Raw genomic sequence first — 17,520 nt, 5'->3', positions numbered from 1 at the left:
GAAAATCCTTACTTTTCATATTTCAACAGACTACACTAAAGGAATGTAAGCATTCTTATCAATCAAGTTTTTGTTAGGAGGAGGAAACAAAATGGAAATCGTTGTATCTGATCAAGCAGCTGAAGTGTTATTGCAAAAAGTCGGAGATGACAAAGCTTTTGTTATTGCTTTAAACGAAGAGGTAGAAGCCTTAGCTATGAGCGACCATTCCTGTGCTAAAGGAAGTCAGTTCCAAATTATTCCTTTATTTGCAGATGTCGACGCCAACTTAGTACCGATGGAAAATTCAACCTTCACTGTTTATACTTCTGAAGAAGCTGCACCACTTTTAATTGATGAAGTTACGATGGATTTTGATCCACGTTTGAACAGCTTTCAATTAATAAGTGATAATCAACCAATAGACAGCAACATCAAATTGAAAAATTACTTTTTTAGTTAAAAGCAAAAGAGCTATGTTCATGCTGATTTCTAGCATAAGCATAGTTCTTTTGATGGAAATAGGGAAGGAGAGCAACAAATGAAACCAATTATTTGGGACGAAGCGGCTCAACGTACCCTTTCAAGTGTAATAACCCGAGCAATTCATAGTTTGCCGCTAAAAGAAGCTCGTGAAAAAGAAGAAGAGCTCTTGAAGCAAAGCCGTTTAGTAGGGTCAGCAATTTATACTAAGATGTTTCGTGCATCCAATCAGACTGCTGGTGAAAAGGTAGTCCTGTTACTAGAGCAGTTAGGTGCGCAATTGGAAGAGGGAACCTTACAGCTTCACGGTCCTTACAAAATTGATCCAGAGTTGGCACCCCATGCTGATTTTTTAAGCTTGTTGGCTAAGACAATTCAACAGGCTTATCAGGGAGAAGTTTTGAATGATGCCCGTGTACATCAACTGCGAATGTATTTCGATCGGCAAAATATCCAGTATATCCGCAGTCACTTTAAACAACCTGGTCAAACAGATGAATCCGCCTTAGCTGCTTACGTTCGCAGCCCGAAAAAAGCAGGTGGACTAGGTGGACAAAAGCTGCTGGCTGAGCGAGCAAGGTTCCATAATAAATACCAAAGCCATTATTCTACAGGAAATGAGAATCGTAAACGGCTGACTCCAGATTTTCATTCAGAATTTATTTTGGACACAAAAGGACATTTTGTCAGTCAGTGGAATGTATTAGAGATGGATGAAGCTGGGAGGGTAATAACGGATTTCTTCTATTATAAGGAACGATATCCTACCTATGCAGAATGGCACTATTTTCAGCAGCAGATTCTAAACGGTGAATCCTTTAATTATGCGGATCGCAACGATGATGCGCATCGACGATTGGATAGCTTGCCGCCAAGTCGTTTAGATTATCCCTTACGAAAGAAATTGGCAAAGGAATGGAACAATCCACAAAATAAACTAGAGTATCATTGGCGCCAAGTCGATCGGAAACCTGGGCCATACTCACACAGAAAGAATGCAGGTAAAAAGTGGGGTATGCTCCTCCTTGTCTTAGTGGTTACTAAACTGCTGATTAGAAAACACAACTAATTACAAGATCTCTTAGACGGTAGCAGCAAATCGTTTAAGAGATTTTTTGTCGTACCTAATGGGACAAGTGCCCCATAGCTCCTAGTAATACAACAGCAATGATATAGGTTAAAGCTAAAATTCCTAGCAGTAAAAATACGTATTTCATCAATAAAAAAAGTATAGTTGTTGCTTTAATATCTTTCGTTGCTCTCCATTGCTTTACTGCCCAGGGAAAACTCAAACAAATTAGTAAAATGAAAATAATGAGAACAACTACTAATGAAAAGAACATAAGCTACCTCCATATGCTCATTAAAAAAGAAACCTTCCTAATAATGCAACTTGGCTATTCAATATTTCGAGGTTATCTAATCACTTGATTCTTACTGAGTGAATCGGTCAATTTGCTCTAAATCGTCAATTCTCTTCATAATAGCTACAGCATTTTTCTTTGCCTGCTCCAATGAAGTTAGCAGCTGGTCACAAACTGCAACGATATCTTCATCTGGCTTAGGGGTATCCAAAACTTCTTTAATAGAAGAAACACGTTTTTGATCCATGGTTAGCAGCAAACGAAGAATGGCTTCCAGTGAGTAATTGGCACCTCGCAAGGTCCGAATAATCTTCAATCGTTTTAAATCTTCCTGATTGTATATACGATAACGATTGGCACTTCTTTTAACCGTCAACAAACCATTAAGCTCCCAATTACGCAACGCATCAACGGTCACGCCTAAATACTCCGCTGCGTCACTACGAGTTAAAGTTTCATGTTTATCTTTAGCCGTATTATTGTTAATTATTTCTTCAACAATTTCAATCGCTTCATGTGCCTGAGTAATTTCTTGATCGGCTAAGCGCTGATAATCCATAATCAGCTGTCCAGCAGCTTCAAAATCATAAAGCGCCAAAGCTTTAATGACATCTACCATCTTTCTCCGCAAGCCCGATTGCAGTACCTCGATTTGGAAGGCTATCCGAGCCAAGCGAATTAGTTCTACATGATATTGAGTAAACATTCGATAACCATTAGCTGCTCGTTGGGGTTTGGGGATTAATTCCCATTCTTCATATCGCCGAATCGTATTAGGATGCAGACCAACTAATTTAGCAACCTCCGAAGTGTAATAGGTCATTTCTGTCCTCCTGTCCTATTCATTTTAACTTTATCAAATAATTTCAACAAAGGCTACCCTCCACTAAGCCACCAAGGTCTATTTTCCCGCTATACTAAGAATTCATTCAATGATAGGAGGGGAAAAAATGACAGATCAGGCAATTATTGTAAAAAATCTTAACAAAAAATTTGGCAGCCGCATAGTAGTAAACCAGCTAAGCTTCACAGTAAAAAGAGGCAGTATTTTTGGTCTGCTGGGACACAATGGGAGTAAAACATAAAGAGGAATATAGGACAAGGGCAGATATAACCTTATCCTATATTTTAGGTGTTTAGCACTTGCTAACTATTCTTTCGTAAATATCTGCGGACTTAAATTCAATCGTGATATTTTTATCCTCATGAATATAAATCTTTTCTACTAAGTCAATTAGCATAGCACGGGTTAGTTCTTTAGCATTTTTGTATTCAAGAAAGGTATCAAGATAAGGCTCGATAATATCATTAGCCTGTTGTTGTTTCTCGATTTCTTTTTGAATACTCTCAATAATTTGTTTTAAGTGTGAAATTTTTTCCTCAAAAGACGACTTCATACGAATGTATTCTTCTTTAGTTAAAACCTCGGTTTTCCAATCAATATACAAGCTTTCTGAAATTCTTTCAGCTTCTAATAACTCTTTTTGCCTTTTAGCTAATCTCTTTTGAGAACTATTAGTTTGCTTTGCGATAATCTTTTTACGTTTTGCTGTATCTAGGATTTGCTTTAAATCTTCCACAATTTTGATTTGGTTCTGAATAGCTAACAAAACGGCTTCTTGTAACACTTCATACTTGATATTGTGATTGGTACAAGCTTCTTTAGATTGCATTGTGTACGTAGAACAGGCGTAATACTTGTAAACTTTTTTTCCAGCAACAGTATTCTTGTCGTGACGTCTATAGTGCATACGCATATTACAATCAGCACATTTCAAAAATCCAGAAAACAGGTCAATTTCATGGGTGTTTTTTTGTGGTCGGTGTCGTTTCTCCTGTTGAGCCATAGCCTTATCGAACAAACTTTGTTCGATAATTGGAACATGGGTATCTTTTACGATAATCCATTGTTCTCTGGGTACTTCCATCGATTTTTTTAGGATTGGGCTAACAATTCTTTGCTTGCCTTGTACCATATGACCTAAATAGGACTCATTTTTGAGAATTCTAGCAACTGTTGAAATGCCCCAGCGTCCACTTAATTGTTTGTGCCTACTTTCGTATTTTAAGCCAAGTTTCTTCTTGTGGTCGGTAGGGCAAAGAATACCTAAAGAATTAAGCTTTCTAACAATTCCTAGCATAGTCATGCCGTCATACACGTACCAATGAAAGATTTTACGCACAATTTCCGCCGCTTCCTCGTCAATAAAGAACTGGTGTCGGGTTTCTTCCGTATTGCCTTTTAGATAACCGTATGGGGCAAAACTAGAAGAAAACTCGCCTTTTTCTCTCATCATCTTCATTGTCTTTTTAATCTCGGCTGAAATCATCAGAGGATAGCTTTCATTGAATGTACCATAAAAACCAACGTCCATCGCAAAAGCTTTTTCAGGTTCTAGGAAAGTGTCCATATGTGGCGTATCAATCGTGATAAATCGTGTACTATATTGTGGAAAAAACACTCTCAAATATTCCGATTGGTCGCCAGAATTACGAAAAGCACGTGACAAGCTTTTACAAATGACCGTGTCTACTCGTCCACTTTTTACATCTGAAATCATACGTAAAAACTCGGGGCGATGTACGGCGTTCATGGCGCTAATACCGTCATCAATATAAGTGTCGATTACTTCAAACAAACCAGTAAAATTATTGTTTAGATAATCAAAAACTAGCTTTCTTTGATTGGTAATACTTTGGCTTTCGTCTTTGCCATCTTCTTGAGAAAGTCGCAAGTAAATTGCGACTTTCCACACTTTTTTAGTTGTCAATGTTCTATGATTTGCGGTTCTAAGTTGTTCCATTTTCTAAGTCCTCCTTAGAACGCGCCCATACATCTATTTTACCATATTTAGGGTTATTTTTCAGCATTAATCACACCAATAAAATGCTTTAGCAACAGGGTTTCAAGGCTTTCGCCATCAGCTTTATACTTCACAAAAATTGTTGTTTCTCCACACTGATAACGGTAGATTTTTTGTCCCGATTGGTCGATAGTGTAGGGCGGTATTTTAGGTTGATTGTTCTTTTCTTGGTTTTCGTTTTTAAACACCTGCGCTTTCTTCACTGTCTCCAGCAATTAAAGTTTCAAACTCTGCCATTGTAATAACCCTAAACAGCATTTCGGCTTTTGGTAGCTCATAACGGATATAACGGGTTAGTTGTTCACGGCGTTTTTCGTTTGGCACGATCCACACCACAAACGGGAAAACACCATTTTCATTTTGCCGTTGTTCCACAGCACTGTTAGCATAGGCGATATACTGTTTTGCTTTCACAATACACTTTGACGGTGGCTCTGTGGCTCTATCAAGCTCTAGAAAATAGTGGTCAACATATTCATCTAAAGCGAGACTTACATATAAATCGGGCTTTAAATAGGTGGCTACACCTTTTTCTGAATACGTCCGCCAGCAACGGGGTTCATGCTGGACTTCTAGCAGTTCAATTTTCTTTTGGTGGTCTAGTTCGATTAGTTTGGTATAAGCTTCTGAAATCGTCAGCGTGTGTTCTAGGAATAAAATGCTAGGCTCCATTAAACGTTTTCGATTAGCTTTTAACTGTAAATCGCTATCCAATTTTAATAGCTGAAACCCTGCCGAACTGATAACCCAGACTTTTCCTCTGCTTCCAGCTCTCGCCCCTCCAATCCGATGAATTAGACAATCAATAACTCCATAGCTTTGTAGCTTCTTTAAGCGTCTGTTACACGTCCGTAGATTATTGGCATTGTTACTACTTTTGGTAAAGAAAATTCGTTGTAATTGGCTGGCGGTCATGAATTTAAATTTATAAATCGTTCGTAAAATCTCAAAATTTTGCGAGTCCAGTCGTGCCGATAGGTCTATAAGGTACTGCCGACTTATGCGTTCGTTTTGTTCTTTTGTCATGATTGGTTCGCTCCTCCTATGGGAGGTCGCCCCGCGTATTTAAAAATTAGTAGAAATGCGGGGTGAGTCGCCTCCCTTAATTTGTATAAAGTGAGTTGTCACACCTTTAAGAAACTCGTGTTCGTATGCACGATGAGACAACCGAAAAGACAAAAATTATTCGTCTTTTTTGGTTACTTTTCTTTTGGCTCTTCCAATATTTAAATTGGGTTCGATGTTATCTTTAAAATCTAACTCGGTATCATTTTTTTCGATTAGGTCAATATACGACTTTTCAATTTCAGAAAGTTCGACGCCATATTTTTCGGTACTTTGCATAAAGACATCGGCTGGCTGGCGTTTACTGGGTAGGGGAACATATGTTTTTCCGCTAATCCAAACATTAGCAATTTCTTTTCTGCTCAAGGTGGTATAAAATTGAAATTGAGGCAGGTTCATAAAATGGCTTGCTTCACACACGGACGCTGTCAGGTCGCTATACTCGGCAGCGTCTTTTTTGTTTGGAGTTCCAAAGATTACTTTGGATCGACAATTTGAAAAGATGGTTTCTTTGAGTGACGGCGAAAGCTGTTTTAAATTCTGGAATGCTAGCACTGTGCCTAGCCCTAAACCTCTGGTAAGTGACAACATACTTTCTAAGTCAGCCCCAGACCGATTCAAGAAATTATGCACCTCGTCTATATACATCACGACAGGCTTTCTTTTGTGTTCTGGGATTTCAGCGCGTTTCATGGCAATATCGAATATCTGGTTAATTAGTAAACTGCCTGCTAATTCGGCTACTGTTTGACCGACTACCCCAGAGTTGAGGGGGATAATTAATATTCGATTTTTACTGAAAACATCTTCCAGTGAAAACTTAGGGTTTGGCTGTCCGAGTAGTCCTTTTAATGCTGGACGCATGAGTAAAACTCTTAGTTTGTTCATAACGGGGGCTAACTGCTTGTTACGTTCGCCGTCTGAAAGACTGTTGAAATAGCTCCAGTAAGTTTCCAGTCCTAACTTATCATCTAGGTTAGCGGTCATTTTCTTTCTAAAACTGGCGTTGTTGAGTAAGATTGGCAGATGTAACAGAGTGGTATTTTTGTTCTTAGCAAGGGTCAGGATTGCGGATTGTAAAATATCTTCACTGTAGACGCCCCACGTGTCCGCGAATAAAGATTTAAACGACGCAAGAATACTTTCTGCTACTAATTCAGGGTTACGGTTATTATGCAAACTTTGTAAAGGATTGATACCAATAAACTTGTTGCTTGGATTGCCTAAATCCATTACAACCACATCTTTTAAACGGTGTTCTGGTAGCTTTTCAACCAGTGAGGACGCTAGACTGTATTTCGGGTCAACCAGGATTAAGCCTTGTCCGTTTTTAGCGTCCTCAACACATAACCTCTCGATTAGTGCCGATTTACCAGAGCCAATCACGCCAGCGATCATCATGCCTTTAAGAGCGTCTTGAGCGCTTAAATGTAATAGCTTGCGCTGGGTGGGGTCATCGTTTAAGGTTTCGCCAAAAGCTCGCACGTTCTTAGTAGGGTTAGTCATGTTTCGAGGTGGCAATAATATTTTTTGAGTCACATCACGCACGCCTAAAAACGAGCCGTCACCAGTCGGCAACATAAACAAATTTGCCATTTCTTTGACGCTTAACTTTTGGGAATACCGCCACGGGGCTTTAGCAAGGTTTAGGCGGTCAGTTTCTTCATTTTGCAAGTAAAGTTTCACGCCGATTGCTTCCAGCGTCTTGAGGGCTGAAAACAGGCTTAAAATGTAACTCTGTTGCTTGGCTTGGTCTTTAGCACTCACACCTAGACGAATAACCGTATTAAGCTGAAAGCTTTCAGTTTTAGCTTTAACTGAGTTTCTGATTTCGTTAGTCGCTATTGGCACATTGCCAGAAAGGATTGACCACCACGAGGGGTTAGGCTCTGGAATTTGTCGATTAACAGAACGAGGGGCAAGCGTGCCACCTAACACAATTTGTAACACTAGTTCATCTTCTTTATCTACTTGTGCCAACGTTGACAGAACAGCCCGACATAAGGCGGTATTATCAGATATTTTAAGCGATAACATCGGTTGGTTGACGGATAGCTTTTTACATAGCTTAACGGGCGTTCGCTTATCGGTACTTGCTTTTAAAGGCACTGAAAAATCTACACTACCATAACCACGAAATAGCTTTTCAAGGCGGTTAAACTCGCTTCTTTCAGCTCCTAAAAAATACCTAATAGCTTCACTGTCCTTAGGGCTTCTAATTTCCCAGATAATCGGCTTGCGTGGTTCTTGGGTAGCCATAGCCCCGATTAGCTCCGTTACCTTTAGAAAGTCAATCTCACGTTGCCAGTAGACTTGTTTAAAGGTCAGTTCATGAAAATTGCGCTTTGTCATTTTCTCACCACCAATCTTTTTTGGCTTTTCTGATTCGCCAGCCAATCGTCAAACATACGACGAATATAGCTAGGAATAAAAGCGGTAACCAGATTTCGGCTAACATGGCAATGCCAATTCTTAGTAACCAGCACGCCAGCACAAACAAAATGATATTGTTTACCAGTTTTTTCATGGGCGGGGTCACGTCCTTGTCTTTGTCGTCTTTTTTTGTCATTTCTCATTTACAACTCCTTTCATTTCTTTGCTTAATGACGTTGCTAATTTAAGCTTAAATTAAGCAAAAGCACAATCTTTTCAACAGTTTAAAAACCAAACGATAAGACACTTTTTTGTTTGATTTATTAGGGTTGCTGAAAAATTCCATAACGCATTTTCTCGATGTTGTGTAATGCACAACAGGCTTTTCTTATGGCGGTATCTCTGGCTCTTTTTCAACGTATGGACGAATCATGGATTTATAGAATTGTCTACTAAGTTCAGAAAGTGGGTTTGCCTTTATTTCGTCCTCTAATTGCAATTTGTAGCGATATAGTTCAGCGTTCTTGTAGGTACTTTTGGGAATAGTTTTTTGAGGTGTCATAGATAATCACTCCTTTAATGATGGGCGCTAACTCGTGAGTTTGAATTAGCGCCATATTTATGGTGAGGGTGTTAGAGGTTGTTTATTGCGTGGGTCTAGTGTTTGGTGGGCTTATACGTGGTTTAGGGTCGTCGGTCATGGTACTTAGTGGCGTGGTGGTGCATGAGTTGACGAAATACATAGTAACGTTTGTCTAGTTCGGCTTTCTGCTCTAAATACTGAGCAGTTCTTATTTCGTCGTCGGTGTATTGGGGCTGTCTTCTTTGGATGTTTTGAGTCTTAGTCTCTTTCTTCTTAAGCACTCTATATTTAAAATAATCATGGATACTCTTGAGCGCCATTGTTAGCAAAAAGGACAACACTATCATAGCGATAGTAAAAGCGATGTTTTCAGACATAATTTAATTTCTCCTTTCTTAAAGCAAGTCTTGGGCGCATAGAAAAGTGAAATAGTCAGCAATGTACTTTAGTCGGTCTTTAGCATGTTCATTTTGCATACACAATTCCAACTCCAAAAGTGATATACTACTGACCTTATTTAGGGCATCCATAGTCAAAATTTGACGAGTATTGTTAGTGTTCAGTTGACGGTTCATCTTTTGAACTGCTCGCAAAGTATCGGTTCTCACGGCTAACTGTTGGTTTAGGGGCATAACATTAAATTCTGCGTCTCCTGGCAATATAATTTTTGGGGTATTTTCTGTTTGGTTCATGGTAGTTTCCTCCTAATAGATGTATTTGATTTATTTAAGCTTATATAGTGAACATTTAGGAATAAGTCGACGTCTTAACTTATGCCTAAATTTAGTTGGTAACTTTATGACTTGTTCAATCTCCAAATGTAAATGATTGAACAAATCATAATAATAAAATAGGGGCTAAATACTAAAAGATGAACTAACATTTTTCTCACCACTTTCTTGTTTAAGGTGTTAAGCTTTTCGCGATTGGCTTAACCACATATTGCCACAGAATTTTATGAGTTCTGGGGAGCAAACGGGGAGTTTTCGGGGAGTAAATGGGGAGTAAAACACAAAAAACATTGATTTAAAGCTATTCTTGCGACTATACTATAACTAAACATATTTAACGGGGTGTTTTCGGTATGGAACAGGATTTTGACTTTGTTACGCTTTTTAAGATATTGAATGAGTATAAAAGTGGAGGAAATAATCAACGTTTTTTAGTTGCTTTTACAGGAATAATTTTTAAGAAAGTAAAAAGTGATAGCCGACAATTTAAGAAAGACTGGAAAACAGAAATTGAAAATGGTGGTTCTATTTCAGAAGACTTCGCAAAAACAATATTAAGAAGAACGGATAAGCTACCAGCTAAATATGGTAATGAGTTAGCAACTAGTGATTTTACTGCTATAAATATCAAGGCAGAAATGACTGATGAGGTCTTTTGTTATCTAAATTTAGAGAAAAACGCTGACGATTTAGAGCAACGATTAAAGCAAGAGATTGAAAAATCAAGTAATCCTGAATTAGTTAAACGAAAAGAAAAATTGCTAAGCTATACAGATTTTGAAGATTTTTTATGTGAGCTAATAATTTTTAGTGTTAAAGAGTTAAGTCAAAATACACATACCGCAAAGAAAAAAAGAAAGTCTGTCAAGAATCGTAAAGCTACAAAGAATGAAAAAGTAACTATAGAAAAAAATAATGAACAACCAATCTATAGCGACCAAAAAATTGTATTTCTTCCCGATCAAGAATTAGATAAATACGAAAAGAAACCAGACGAACATTATTTAGAGAAATTTAAGCCTGAATTAAAGACGGGCTTATTAATAGAAAATACAGTTAGAAAAGATACTGATAAGCATTGGAGTAAAACCATTGAAGCCGACGAAAACGAACTAATTCATTTTCAAATAAAAGTTGAGAATAAAGGCGATGTAAAAATAAATGATATTCTTGTGGGAGAGTTGAAAGTCAATAACTTAGTTGTTAGAGACATACTTCCTGATAATTTAATCTATGTGAAAGGAAGCACAGTTCTATATAATACAACCAATCCAAACGGCATATCTGTAAATGATGATTTAATAAGTAACACCGGCATGAATATCGGTGGCTATCAATCGGGAGGTAACGCCTATATAAGATTTTCGGCAAAAGTCGGACAAGCAAAAGACTTCCCTTGTAATGGTCTAAACAAATTTACCAACATCGCACAAATAAGTAATCAGGTAAATAGTTTATATGACAACGCCCATATAATAACTAACAAACCTTTTGATTTCAACGACTGAAACCACTGACAAACATTGACAAAACAACGTTTTTGTAGTATAATACAGCCAGTGTTTTTGTAATTTAATAATTTGATTTTGCCCCACGTGCATAACTCATATGCTCGTGGGTTTTTCTGCGAGCATATCAATTAGACTTGATAAAGGAGAGATTTATTATGAGAATTGAAGGCTTGCAAGAAGACAAAATGTATACCGCTGATGAAGTTAGAGAATTTGTTGAAAGAGAGGTTATCGCAGAACGCACCAGATGGCGCGAAATTTGTGATTACAACGTCTACAAAAGAATGATTGAAGCTGATTTTAGCGTTGACGCTATCCAAACTGCATTTGAAGGACGTAGAACTCTGAGCGACAGACTTCATATTGAAAAAGACAAGGCAGAATACTGGGCAAATAAAATTAAAGAAACACCGTACCTAACACACTATCTGGATGAATAACCAGATAGTGTTTTTTCTTTACCCTAAAATTGCATAGAAAAAGCCCTGTCGCTGTTAATCGCGACAAGGCTTATTTTGTTGCTAGTATTTAGTTTTGTTAAATGTTTCTGTAGTGCGTTATTCTTAGTTATTCCTTTTAAGCTTTCCTTTTCCTCTTAACTAAAGCAACCAGAGAAAGACCAACCATAGATAAGCCAGCAAGTAAGCCGTTTGTGGTAGAGTCACCAGTTAACGGTAGATTGTCTTTGTTAGAGTTACCAGCGTTACTTGTTTGTTTAGATTGGTTGTTTAGGTTAGTAGTGTTAGTTTTATTTGAACTATTTCCAGTACCGCCATTAGCTCCATTGCTTGAGTTAGAGCCATTGTCGTTACCGTTGTTGTCGTTGCCATTTCCGCCGTTATTGCCGTCATCTTTCTTGGCTAGGGCATCTATTGCGTCATTAATATTCTTAACTGCTTCATTTACTTGGGCTTGAGTGGCTTTGTCGTCGTTAAGGACTTTCTTGCCATCTTCAAGCGCAGTTTCAAGGTCACCAGTATCTTTCCAGCCACCTTCGGTGATTTTATCATCGCCGTTCTTAATGGCTTCTTCCAGTCCTGATTTGTCTACATCCTTAGGTGGCGTCACATCTTTCTTAATAGCTAAATCCATAATGGATTGAGCCTTAGCGGCGTAAGCATTTAAATCAGTTTGAAACTGATTTGCATAACCAGACGGAACGGTACCCTCAGCTTCTGGTAGCTGTCTTAGATAGTCAATTAAATGTAATTTACTATCATTATTAATCATCTCAGCTTCCATTGCCTTCCATGACTCTGGGGTGTATTCATTTTCAACCATTGCATCATAACGAGCGATAGCCGCTAAAACTGCTGTATAGTCAAAATCTTTCATTGGTATATCATCGTCTGGATAGACAACACCATGAGATGAGGCAGTGAAGCCTCCATCAGCAGTCGTAGCAGTAATAGTGAATTCTCCTTCTGCAACACCTGTAACAAGACCATTAGCATCTACTGTAGCCACGCTAGGGTTACTACTAGTAAAGGTAACGTTCTTGTTTGTAGCATTTTCTGGCATTACAGTTACTGTTAACTGGTAGGTTTTACCAACAGCCATTTCTGGCATCGACGATATCGTAACTCCTGTTACAGATACCTCACCAGGATTGTTTGCTAGTTCGTCTTTTACTCTTTGAATTTCGTCTTCAAGTGCTGGAACGATACCATGATCGATATCCGCCAACCAAACTGCAGGCACATCACCAATATCATTTTCGTAGTTATTGATATTGATTTCAAAAGCGGAAAGTAAAGCGTTGATAGTTGTCATTTGGTCTGCCGTAGCTCCATCTGCCACTAACTGGCTTGCTTGAGCTTGGTAGCCAGCTAGTTTAGTTCTGTATTCTGCTACTACAGTTGGGTTGCTTAGTGGTGTAACAGCTTGAGCTTGCGCTACATTATTTACAGGCGCTTGGGCTTGTACGGTTTCAGTTGATACTACTGGTTGAGTTTCCTCAGTGGTAACTGGTTGTTCTGACTCAATAACTTCTGCCTCTGGTGTGACAGGCTCTTGGCTTAAAGTGTTAGTCGTTTGTTCTGGTGTAATAGCTTCGGTTGGTTGAGTTTCAGTAACGGGTTCAGCTACAGGCTCGGTAACAGGCTCGGCGGTTTGTTCAGTTGTTGGTGCGGTTTCATCTGCTAAAGCTTGGATTGTGCCGAGTGTTGCAGGGCAAACTAAACCTACAAGAGTTGTTAAGGTAATAAGTCGTTTGTTTCTTCTAATAGTAGCCCTAATCTTTTCTTCATGTCTCTCCATACGGGTTTGTTTCAAGACTTTTTCACGCTCCTTATATCGTCTTTTGTTAAAGTGCTTTGTTTGGATATATAAGTAAAACTCACCTCGCTTAAAGTATTCCTACTAACTGCACCAGACGAACGTTAAATAAACGTATTAAAACATAGCAAAAAACGCCAATCTTATAAGGAGTAATCCCTATAAAATCAGCGTTTAGCTAATAAGTGCTAATATCTCTTTTATACCTTTACCGAACGTTCGTTCGGTATAGTAAAGGTTAACAAAATCATAACATAGTTTATTCCATATTTAAAGGAACTTTTGCATTATTTCGCCGTGAAAGCCCATTGCGTCGGGCTACATTATAGATAGTTGATTCACATACTTTTAATCTTTTAGCAATAAGAGAAATTGGTATAGTATTGAGTGTATACATATCAATTATTTTTCTTTCAAGCTTAGGGTCAAGTCCTTGGTTGCCTAATTTCTTGCCGTTCTTCTTGGCTTGAGCTAGTCCGTCTTTAGTTCGTTGCCGTAAATTGTTGAGTTCAAATTCAGAGAATATACCAAGTAATTGGTACATTAATACACCAGTGGGGGTTGAAGTGTCTATGCTTTCCTTTATGCTAACAAATTCTATACCGTGGTCTTTTAGTTCCTCAATGGTCCTAAGTAAGGTTGAGGTTTTTCTACCTAATCTATCCATTTTGTATACGGTAAAATATACCTGTTGTTTCTGCTTAGCTAACTCTTTGGCTAAAGTAATTGCTTTGTTAAACTCCTCCCGATTGTCTTTGCTACCTGACTGCTGTTCTGAAAATACCACGTCACAATCTCTTAAGGCTTCTAGTTGCACCTCAAGCCCTAAGTTTTGATCTAGGGTACTAGTGCGAGCGTAGCCAATCCTCAAAACAGTGTTGCTCTTTATGAGACTTTCCAGTTCCTTTACTTTTTCTCTTTGTTCTACCATTCTCTAAACCTCCATTGTATTATTTTATGGTACATACTAATGGTAAAACTAAAAGGGATAAAAACCTAAAAGAATACACAAGAAAAAGCCTATAACGGTGAGGGTTACAGGCTTTTAACTACATTTTATGGGCGCGTTCTTTTTTATTATTAAGTTTATTTTTCTTCTTTATGTTTCAGTGCCTAATGGCGCAGGAAAATCCACCACAATTGATTGTATCCTAGGCACGAAAAGCAGTCAGGCGGATGGAATTCGAGTGTTGGGCAAGGATCCCCGTAAAGAGAGAAAAACTTTATTCCAACGTGTGGGTGTACAATTTCAGGAATCTGCCTTTCAAGGACAATTAAAAGTAAAAGAGATTTGTGAAATCACTCATTCCTTATACCGCAATCCCATTAACTGGGAAAAAGGACTGCAGGAGTTCGGATTGACAGACAAAAAGGAGGCCTTTCTTCAGACACTGTCTGGTGGAGAAAAACAGAAATTATGTATTCTACTGGCAGCAATGGGAAATCCGGAAATTATTTTCTTGGATGAGCTGACGACGGGGTTGGATCCGATGGCTAGACGAGAAGTATGGCGCTACCTGAAACTATTAAAAGAACAGGGAGTAACAATTTTTTTAACTTCTCATTACATGGATGAAGTGGAAATTCTTTGCGATGAAATTTTGGTAATTAAGGCTGGACAGGAGATTGAACGTGGGACTGTGAATGAGGTGGTTGCACGGAGTGGTCAAAAAAGTATGGATGAAGCGTTTATTTCATTAATTGGGGAGGAATTGTAGGATGAAAACATTTTGGTTGTTGTATAAATCAGAAGCAAAGCTGTCCATTCGTGAAATGTCATCAGTCATATTTGGTCTGTTTGTACCGATAGGGATTGTTGTACTTATGGCTTTTATGGAGGATAGCAATCCTGCGTTGAATCGAATATTTGCCTCGGTAACTACTGTTGGTATTTGTTCGGCGGGGGTTATGGGATTGCCATTAGCGCTATCCTCTTATCGGGAACGCAAAATCTTGAAATGGTATCAGGTAACTCCCATAAGTCCGATTCAACTACTGTTGGCTCACTTGTTATTTTGCTTTACTCTCAGCTTGGTGTCGATGCTTTTAATTTTTGCACTACTCACTGTAGCTTTCGATTTTCATTATCAAGGAAGTTGGTTAACCTTCATTCCAGCCTATTTGTTAGTAATGCTGTCAGTCCATGCGATTGGCTTAATTATTGCTAGTCTTTCTCCTAGTGAAAAGGCCACTGGGGCAATCAATTCAGCCGTGTTTTTTCCGATGTTTTTTCTTTCTGGAGCTACAGTACCGTTTGAGATTCTGCCAAAGGGCCTGCAAAAAATTGCGAGTGTCCTGCCTTTGACTCAAGGGATCAAACTGCTTAAAGCAATAACTTTTCAAGAGCAGGCACAAATTCCAGCTATTGTAGTTTTGTTAATGCTTATTACGTTAGTAGGGACAGCAATTGCCTTCAAATTTTTCAAATGGGAATAACTGGCTATCAGTGAAGCAGGGATACTTTCCTGCTTTTTTATTTTGCAAAAAAATAAGCAAATAAAAAATAAATTTGAAAAGAATGCGTAGTTTATAGTAGGGAATTTAACCCAAGGAAAGGAGAAAATAGAAATGAAAATTCTTGTACTAACAAACTGTATTTTTAGAGAGAAAATGATGGAGGAGCAGTTTCATCTATTGGGGTATGAGGTATTTATCAGTCAAGCACTTTTGACTGAATCATTGACGATGGTGCGCTTTTTTGATGTCATTCTTTTAAGCGATACCTTGCCAGCTGATCAGCAAATAATCATTGCCAAGAAACTGTTAAGCTTTAAGGTTCCTATCATGAAAATTACTTGTGATGAATCGATTACCTTGAATGGTATTTTTGAAGGTATAATTGATCCAGAGTGGGATGTAGAGGAAATGGGAAACAAGCTTGCTGCAGTGGCAAAATTGAAGAAACGAGTGGTTAATGAACAATCGTTTCTTCATGCTGGTAAGAAGGAAGTACAAGACATAAACTTTTATTTATCTAAAATGGAGAAAAAGCTTTTGAATTGTTTAAAAGAAGCAGAGGGAGAAATCGTATCCAAGGAAGATATTTCGTTATATTTGTGGGAGGGGGAGCCTACAGCATCTCGACTATGCCATGTGTCAAATCTAGTTAAACATGTTCGGGAAAAGATTGAACGATATCAGTCTGATTGGTACCGAATTATAACCGTTTGGGGACAGGGGTATTATCTGCAAACTGCTGACGGTTGGGAAGAACCTGTGGAAGAGATTAGTCAAGAAACTACCAAAGAGCGGAATCAAGCAATTATCTAATCTCTTCATTTCTGTTTGACTCCGTTATTGACTACACGATATGATGGGTTGGTAAGAAGGGGAGGATTTTATGCACAAGACACGGTTTAGAAAAATGGTTGCCATTGAGCCAACTAAATTATTATCTGAATGGGATGAAAAATTAAAGACGTACGCGGAAGAAACAGTTTTCTATGAAGATATTCCTAGTGATGAAGCTGAAATTATTCGCCGAATTAGCGATGCTGATTGCGTCATGCTGAGCTTTACCAGCTTCATTAATCAAACTATTTTAGAAGCCTGTCCCAATATTCGCTATATCGGCATGTGCTGCAGCTTGTATTCACCAGAAAGTGCCAACGTTGATATTCTGACGGCTGAAAAAATGGGAATTGTAGTTACTGGAATTCGTGATTATGGCGATGAAGGTGTTCGAGAATATGTCATCAGCGAGTTGGTTCGCTTGCTTCAAGGTCGAGGAGAAGCCATGTGGAAAGATGAACCGATGGAATTAACTGGGGTTAAAGTTGGGGTTATCGGCATGGGAACTGTGGGCTCACTGGTATCTGAAGCTCTTCATTTTTTCGGGGCAGAGGTTTCCTATTATAGCCGCACTCGTAAGCCTGAACTAGAAGAAAAATTAACGATGGCCTATTATCCGTTGAACGACTTATTAGCTCAGGTAGATATCGTGATTACCGCGCTAAACAAAAATGTTATTCTGCTGGAATCTGAGCAATTTCAAAAAATTGGTCCTGGGAAAATAGTAATGAATCTTTCTATTGCACCCTCTCATGATGTTGCTGCTCTGGCTGACTGGCTGGAATTGCCGGGAACCTATGCTTTTAGCGATACCGTCGCCGGAATCGGTGAAGCAGTAGCAGCGCGTACAAATGTTTTTGCCGGGGATCACAGTGCAGGATTAACTTCAATGGCCAAGGTACGTTTAGCACAAAAAGTAATCAAAAATGTAGAGACCTTTTTAGCAGAAGATTAGTCCCGATTTAAATAACAAAGCAGCAGCTATTAGTCATAGGAACT

General features: G+C 38.5%; 21 protein-coding genes. 9 read left to right on the top strand and 12 right to left on the bottom strand.

Features of this window, described 5'->3' with window-relative positions:
• The first annotated feature begins 91 nt into the window (after window positions 1–91).
• Window positions 92–442, top strand: a complete 351-nt coding sequence (locus I588_RS02625) for an iron-sulfur cluster biosynthesis family protein (RefSeq protein WP_010757391.1) — start codon at window positions 92–94, stop codon at window positions 440–442.
• A 78-nt stretch (window positions 443–520) separates the two neighbouring features.
• The gene (locus I588_RS02620) at window positions 521–1,531 is read left to right on the top strand and encodes a DUF3114 domain-containing protein (protein ID WP_010757390.1); all 1,011 of its coding nucleotides are present in this window, start codon (window positions 521–523) and stop codon (window positions 1,529–1,531) included.
• 55 nt (window positions 1,532–1,586) lie between these two features.
• On the opposite strand, the gene I588_RS02615 is transcribed toward I588_RS02620, so the two are convergent.
• Both I588_RS02615 and I588_RS02610 read right to left on the bottom strand, forming a co-directional pair.
• Entirely contained in the window at window positions 1,587–1,805 is a 219-nt protein-coding gene (locus I588_RS02615; RefSeq protein WP_010757389.1) for a hypothetical protein, read from the bottom strand.
• A gap of 91 nt (window positions 1,806–1,896) precedes the next feature.
• Entirely contained in the window at window positions 1,897–2,649 is a 753-nt protein-coding gene (locus I588_RS02610) for a MerR family transcriptional regulator (RefSeq protein WP_010757388.1), read from the bottom strand.
• Between the two features lie 127 nt (window positions 2,650–2,776).
• Here I588_RS02610 and I588_RS28010 point away from each other — a divergent pair, with 127 nt between their 5' ends.
• Complete coding sequence (locus I588_RS28010) at window positions 2,777–2,911, top strand: hypothetical protein (RefSeq protein ID WP_010757387.1); 135 nt, start codon at window positions 2,777–2,779, stop codon at window positions 2,909–2,911.
• A gap of 51 nt (window positions 2,912–2,962) precedes the next feature.
• Here the strand turns inward: I588_RS28010 and I588_RS02605 are convergent, their stop codons facing one another.
• The 8 genes from I588_RS02605 to I588_RS02575 all read right to left on the bottom strand — a co-directional run bounded on the left by I588_RS02605 (window position 2,963) and on the right by I588_RS02575 (window position 9,403).
• Entirely contained in the window at window positions 2,963–4,630 is a 1,668-nt protein-coding gene (locus I588_RS02605; protein ID WP_010757386.1) for a recombinase family protein, read from the bottom strand.
• Between the two features lie 53 nt (window positions 4,631–4,683).
• Window positions 4,684–4,893 carry a hypothetical protein gene (locus I588_RS02600; RefSeq protein WP_139244034.1) on the bottom strand — a complete coding sequence of 70 codons (210 nt, stop codon included), beginning with the start codon at window positions 4,891–4,893 and terminating at the stop codon, window positions 4,684–4,686.
• Window positions 4,871–5,716 (bottom strand): replication-relaxation family protein, encoded by an 846-nt coding sequence (locus I588_RS02595; RefSeq protein ID WP_010757385.1) that lies wholly within the window; start codon window positions 5,714–5,716, stop codon window positions 4,871–4,873. The genes I588_RS02600 and I588_RS02595 overlap by 23 nt, the downstream gene beginning before the upstream one ends.
• Before the next feature lie 156 nt (window positions 5,717–5,872).
• Window positions 5,873–8,107, bottom strand: coding sequence for a type IV secretory system conjugative DNA transfer family protein (locus I588_RS02590; protein WP_010757384.1), 2,235 nt, complete (start codon window positions 8,105–8,107; stop codon window positions 5,873–5,875).
• Window positions 8,104–8,331: a hypothetical protein gene (locus I588_RS02585; protein WP_010757383.1), complete on the bottom strand. Its 228-nt coding sequence runs from the start codon at window positions 8,329–8,331 to the stop codon at window positions 8,104–8,106. The genes I588_RS02590 and I588_RS02585 overlap by 4 nt, the downstream gene beginning before the upstream one ends.
• Before the next feature lie 185 nt (window positions 8,332–8,516).
• Window positions 8,517–8,690, bottom strand: coding sequence for a hypothetical protein (locus tag I588_RS27175; protein WP_010757382.1), 174 nt, complete (start codon window positions 8,688–8,690; stop codon window positions 8,517–8,519).
• A 122-nt stretch (window positions 8,691–8,812) separates the two neighbouring features.
• Complete coding sequence (locus tag I588_RS02580) at window positions 8,813–9,088, bottom strand: hypothetical protein (protein WP_010757381.1); 276 nt, start codon at window positions 9,086–9,088, stop codon at window positions 8,813–8,815.
• An 18-nt stretch (window positions 9,089–9,106) separates the two neighbouring features.
• Window positions 9,107–9,403, bottom strand: a complete 297-nt coding sequence (locus I588_RS02575) for a hypothetical protein (RefSeq protein WP_010757380.1) — start codon at window positions 9,401–9,403, stop codon at window positions 9,107–9,109.
• 392 nt (window positions 9,404–9,795) lie between these two features.
• On the opposite strand from I588_RS02575, the gene I588_RS02570 reads away from it, so the two are divergent.
• The gene (locus tag I588_RS02570; RefSeq protein ID WP_010757379.1) at window positions 9,796–10,950 is read left to right on the top strand and encodes a hypothetical protein; all 1,155 of its coding nucleotides are present in this window, start codon (window positions 9,796–9,798) and stop codon (window positions 10,948–10,950) included.
• A 158-nt stretch (window positions 10,951–11,108) separates the two neighbouring features.
• The gene (locus I588_RS02565) at window positions 11,109–11,393 is read left to right on the top strand and encodes a hypothetical protein (protein ID WP_010757378.1); all 285 of its coding nucleotides are present in this window, start codon (window positions 11,109–11,111) and stop codon (window positions 11,391–11,393) included.
• Between the two features lie 136 nt (window positions 11,394–11,529).
• Here the strand turns inward: I588_RS02565 and I588_RS26330 are convergent, their stop codons facing one another.
• Together I588_RS26330 and I588_RS02555 are read right to left on the bottom strand one after the other, a co-directional pair.
• Window positions 11,530–13,227, bottom strand: a complete 1,698-nt coding sequence (locus I588_RS26330; RefSeq protein ID WP_010757377.1) for an Ig-like domain-containing protein — start codon at window positions 13,225–13,227, stop codon at window positions 11,530–11,532.
• 262 nt (window positions 13,228–13,489) lie between these two features.
• Entirely contained in the window at window positions 13,490–14,161 is a 672-nt protein-coding gene (locus tag I588_RS02555; protein ID WP_010757376.1) for a recombinase family protein, read from the bottom strand.
• A 127-nt stretch (window positions 14,162–14,288) separates the two neighbouring features.
• Here I588_RS02555 and I588_RS02550 point away from each other — a divergent pair, with 127 nt between their 5' ends.
• The 4 genes from I588_RS02550 (at window position 14,289) to I588_RS02535 (ending at window position 17,476) form a co-directional block, all read left to right on the top strand.
• Window positions 14,289–14,948, top strand: coding sequence for an ABC transporter ATP-binding protein (locus I588_RS02550; protein WP_010757375.1), 660 nt, complete (start codon window positions 14,289–14,291; stop codon window positions 14,946–14,948).
• 1 nt (window position 14,949) lies between these two features.
• Complete coding sequence (locus I588_RS02545; RefSeq protein WP_010757374.1) at window positions 14,950–15,666, top strand: ABC transporter permease; 717 nt, start codon at window positions 14,950–14,952, stop codon at window positions 15,664–15,666.
• Between the two features lie 132 nt (window positions 15,667–15,798).
• Window positions 15,799–16,500: a DNA-binding response regulator gene (locus I588_RS02540; protein WP_010757373.1), complete on the top strand. Its 702-nt coding sequence runs from the start codon at window positions 15,799–15,801 to the stop codon at window positions 16,498–16,500.
• 70 nt (window positions 16,501–16,570) lie between these two features.
• Entirely contained in the window at window positions 16,571–17,476 is a 906-nt protein-coding gene (locus I588_RS02535) for an NAD(P)-dependent oxidoreductase (protein ID WP_010757372.1), read from the top strand.
• The last annotated feature ends 44 nt before the right edge of the window (window positions 17,477–17,520 follow it).

It is taken from the genome of Enterococcus pallens ATCC BAA-351 (assembly GCF_000407485.1).
Classification (GTDB): domain Bacteria; phylum Bacillota; class Bacilli; order Lactobacillales; family Enterococcaceae; genus Enterococcus_A; species Enterococcus_A pallens.
The sequence above is the reverse complement of the archived record's forward strand: the minus strand, read 5'-3'. Positions and strand labels throughout refer to the sequence as shown.

What these genes read in the sequence shown, in the direction of transcription:
- I588_RS02625 (WP_010757391.1), top strand. Translation starts at nt 92, where the DNA reads ATGGAAATCGTTGTATCTGATCAAGCAGCTGAAGTGTTATTGCAAAAA.
- I588_RS02620 (WP_010757390.1), top strand. Translation starts at nt 521, where the DNA reads ATGAAACCAATTATTTGGGACGAAGCGGCTCAACGTACCCTTTCAAGT.
- I588_RS02615 (WP_010757389.1), bottom strand. Translation starts at nt 1,805, where the DNA reads ATGTTCTTTTCATTAGTAGTTGTTCTCATTATTTTCATTTTACTAATT.
- I588_RS02610 (WP_010757388.1), bottom strand. Translation starts at nt 2,649, where the DNA reads ATGACCTATTACACTTCGGAGGTTGCTAAATTAGTTGGTCTGCATCCT.
- I588_RS28010 (WP_010757387.1), top strand. Translation starts at nt 2,777, where the DNA reads ATGACAGATCAGGCAATTATTGTAAAAAATCTTAACAAAAAATTTGGC.
- I588_RS02605 (WP_010757386.1), bottom strand. Translation starts at nt 4,630, where the DNA reads ATGGAACAACTTAGAACCGCAAATCATAGAACATTGACAACTAAAAAA.
- I588_RS02595 (WP_010757385.1), bottom strand. Translation starts at nt 5,716, where the DNA reads ATGACAAAAGAACAAAACGAACGCATAAGTCGGCAGTACCTTATAGAC.
- I588_RS02590 (WP_010757384.1), bottom strand. Translation starts at nt 8,107, where the DNA reads ATGACAAAGCGCAATTTTCATGAACTGACCTTTAAACAAGTCTACTGG.
- I588_RS02585 (WP_010757383.1), bottom strand. Translation starts at nt 8,331, where the DNA reads ATGAGAAATGACAAAAAAAGACGACAAAGACAAGGACGTGACCCCGCC.
- I588_RS27175 (WP_010757382.1), bottom strand. Translation starts at nt 8,690, where the DNA reads ATGACACCTCAAAAAACTATTCCCAAAAGTACCTACAAGAACGCTGAA.
- I588_RS02580 (WP_010757381.1), bottom strand. Translation starts at nt 9,088, where the DNA reads ATGTCTGAAAACATCGCTTTTACTATCGCTATGATAGTGTTGTCCTTT.
- I588_RS02575 (WP_010757380.1), bottom strand. Translation starts at nt 9,403, where the DNA reads ATGAACCAAACAGAAAATACCCCAAAAATTATATTGCCAGGAGACGCA.
- I588_RS02570 (WP_010757379.1), top strand. Translation starts at nt 9,796, where the DNA reads ATGGAACAGGATTTTGACTTTGTTACGCTTTTTAAGATATTGAATGAG.
- I588_RS02565 (WP_010757378.1), top strand. Translation starts at nt 11,109, where the DNA reads ATGAGAATTGAAGGCTTGCAAGAAGACAAAATGTATACCGCTGATGAA.
- I588_RS02555 (WP_010757376.1), bottom strand. Translation starts at nt 14,161, where the DNA reads ATGGTAGAACAAAGAGAAAAAGTAAAGGAACTGGAAAGTCTCATAAAG.
- I588_RS02550 (WP_010757375.1), top strand. Translation starts at nt 14,289, where the DNA reads ATGGGCGCGTTCTTTTTTATTATTAAGTTTATTTTTCTTCTTTATGTT.
- I588_RS02545 (WP_010757374.1), top strand. Translation starts at nt 14,950, where the DNA reads ATGAAAACATTTTGGTTGTTGTATAAATCAGAAGCAAAGCTGTCCATT.
- I588_RS02540 (WP_010757373.1), top strand. Translation starts at nt 15,799, where the DNA reads ATGAAAATTCTTGTACTAACAAACTGTATTTTTAGAGAGAAAATGATG.
- I588_RS02535 (WP_010757372.1), top strand. Translation starts at nt 16,571, where the DNA reads ATGCACAAGACACGGTTTAGAAAAATGGTTGCCATTGAGCCAACTAAA.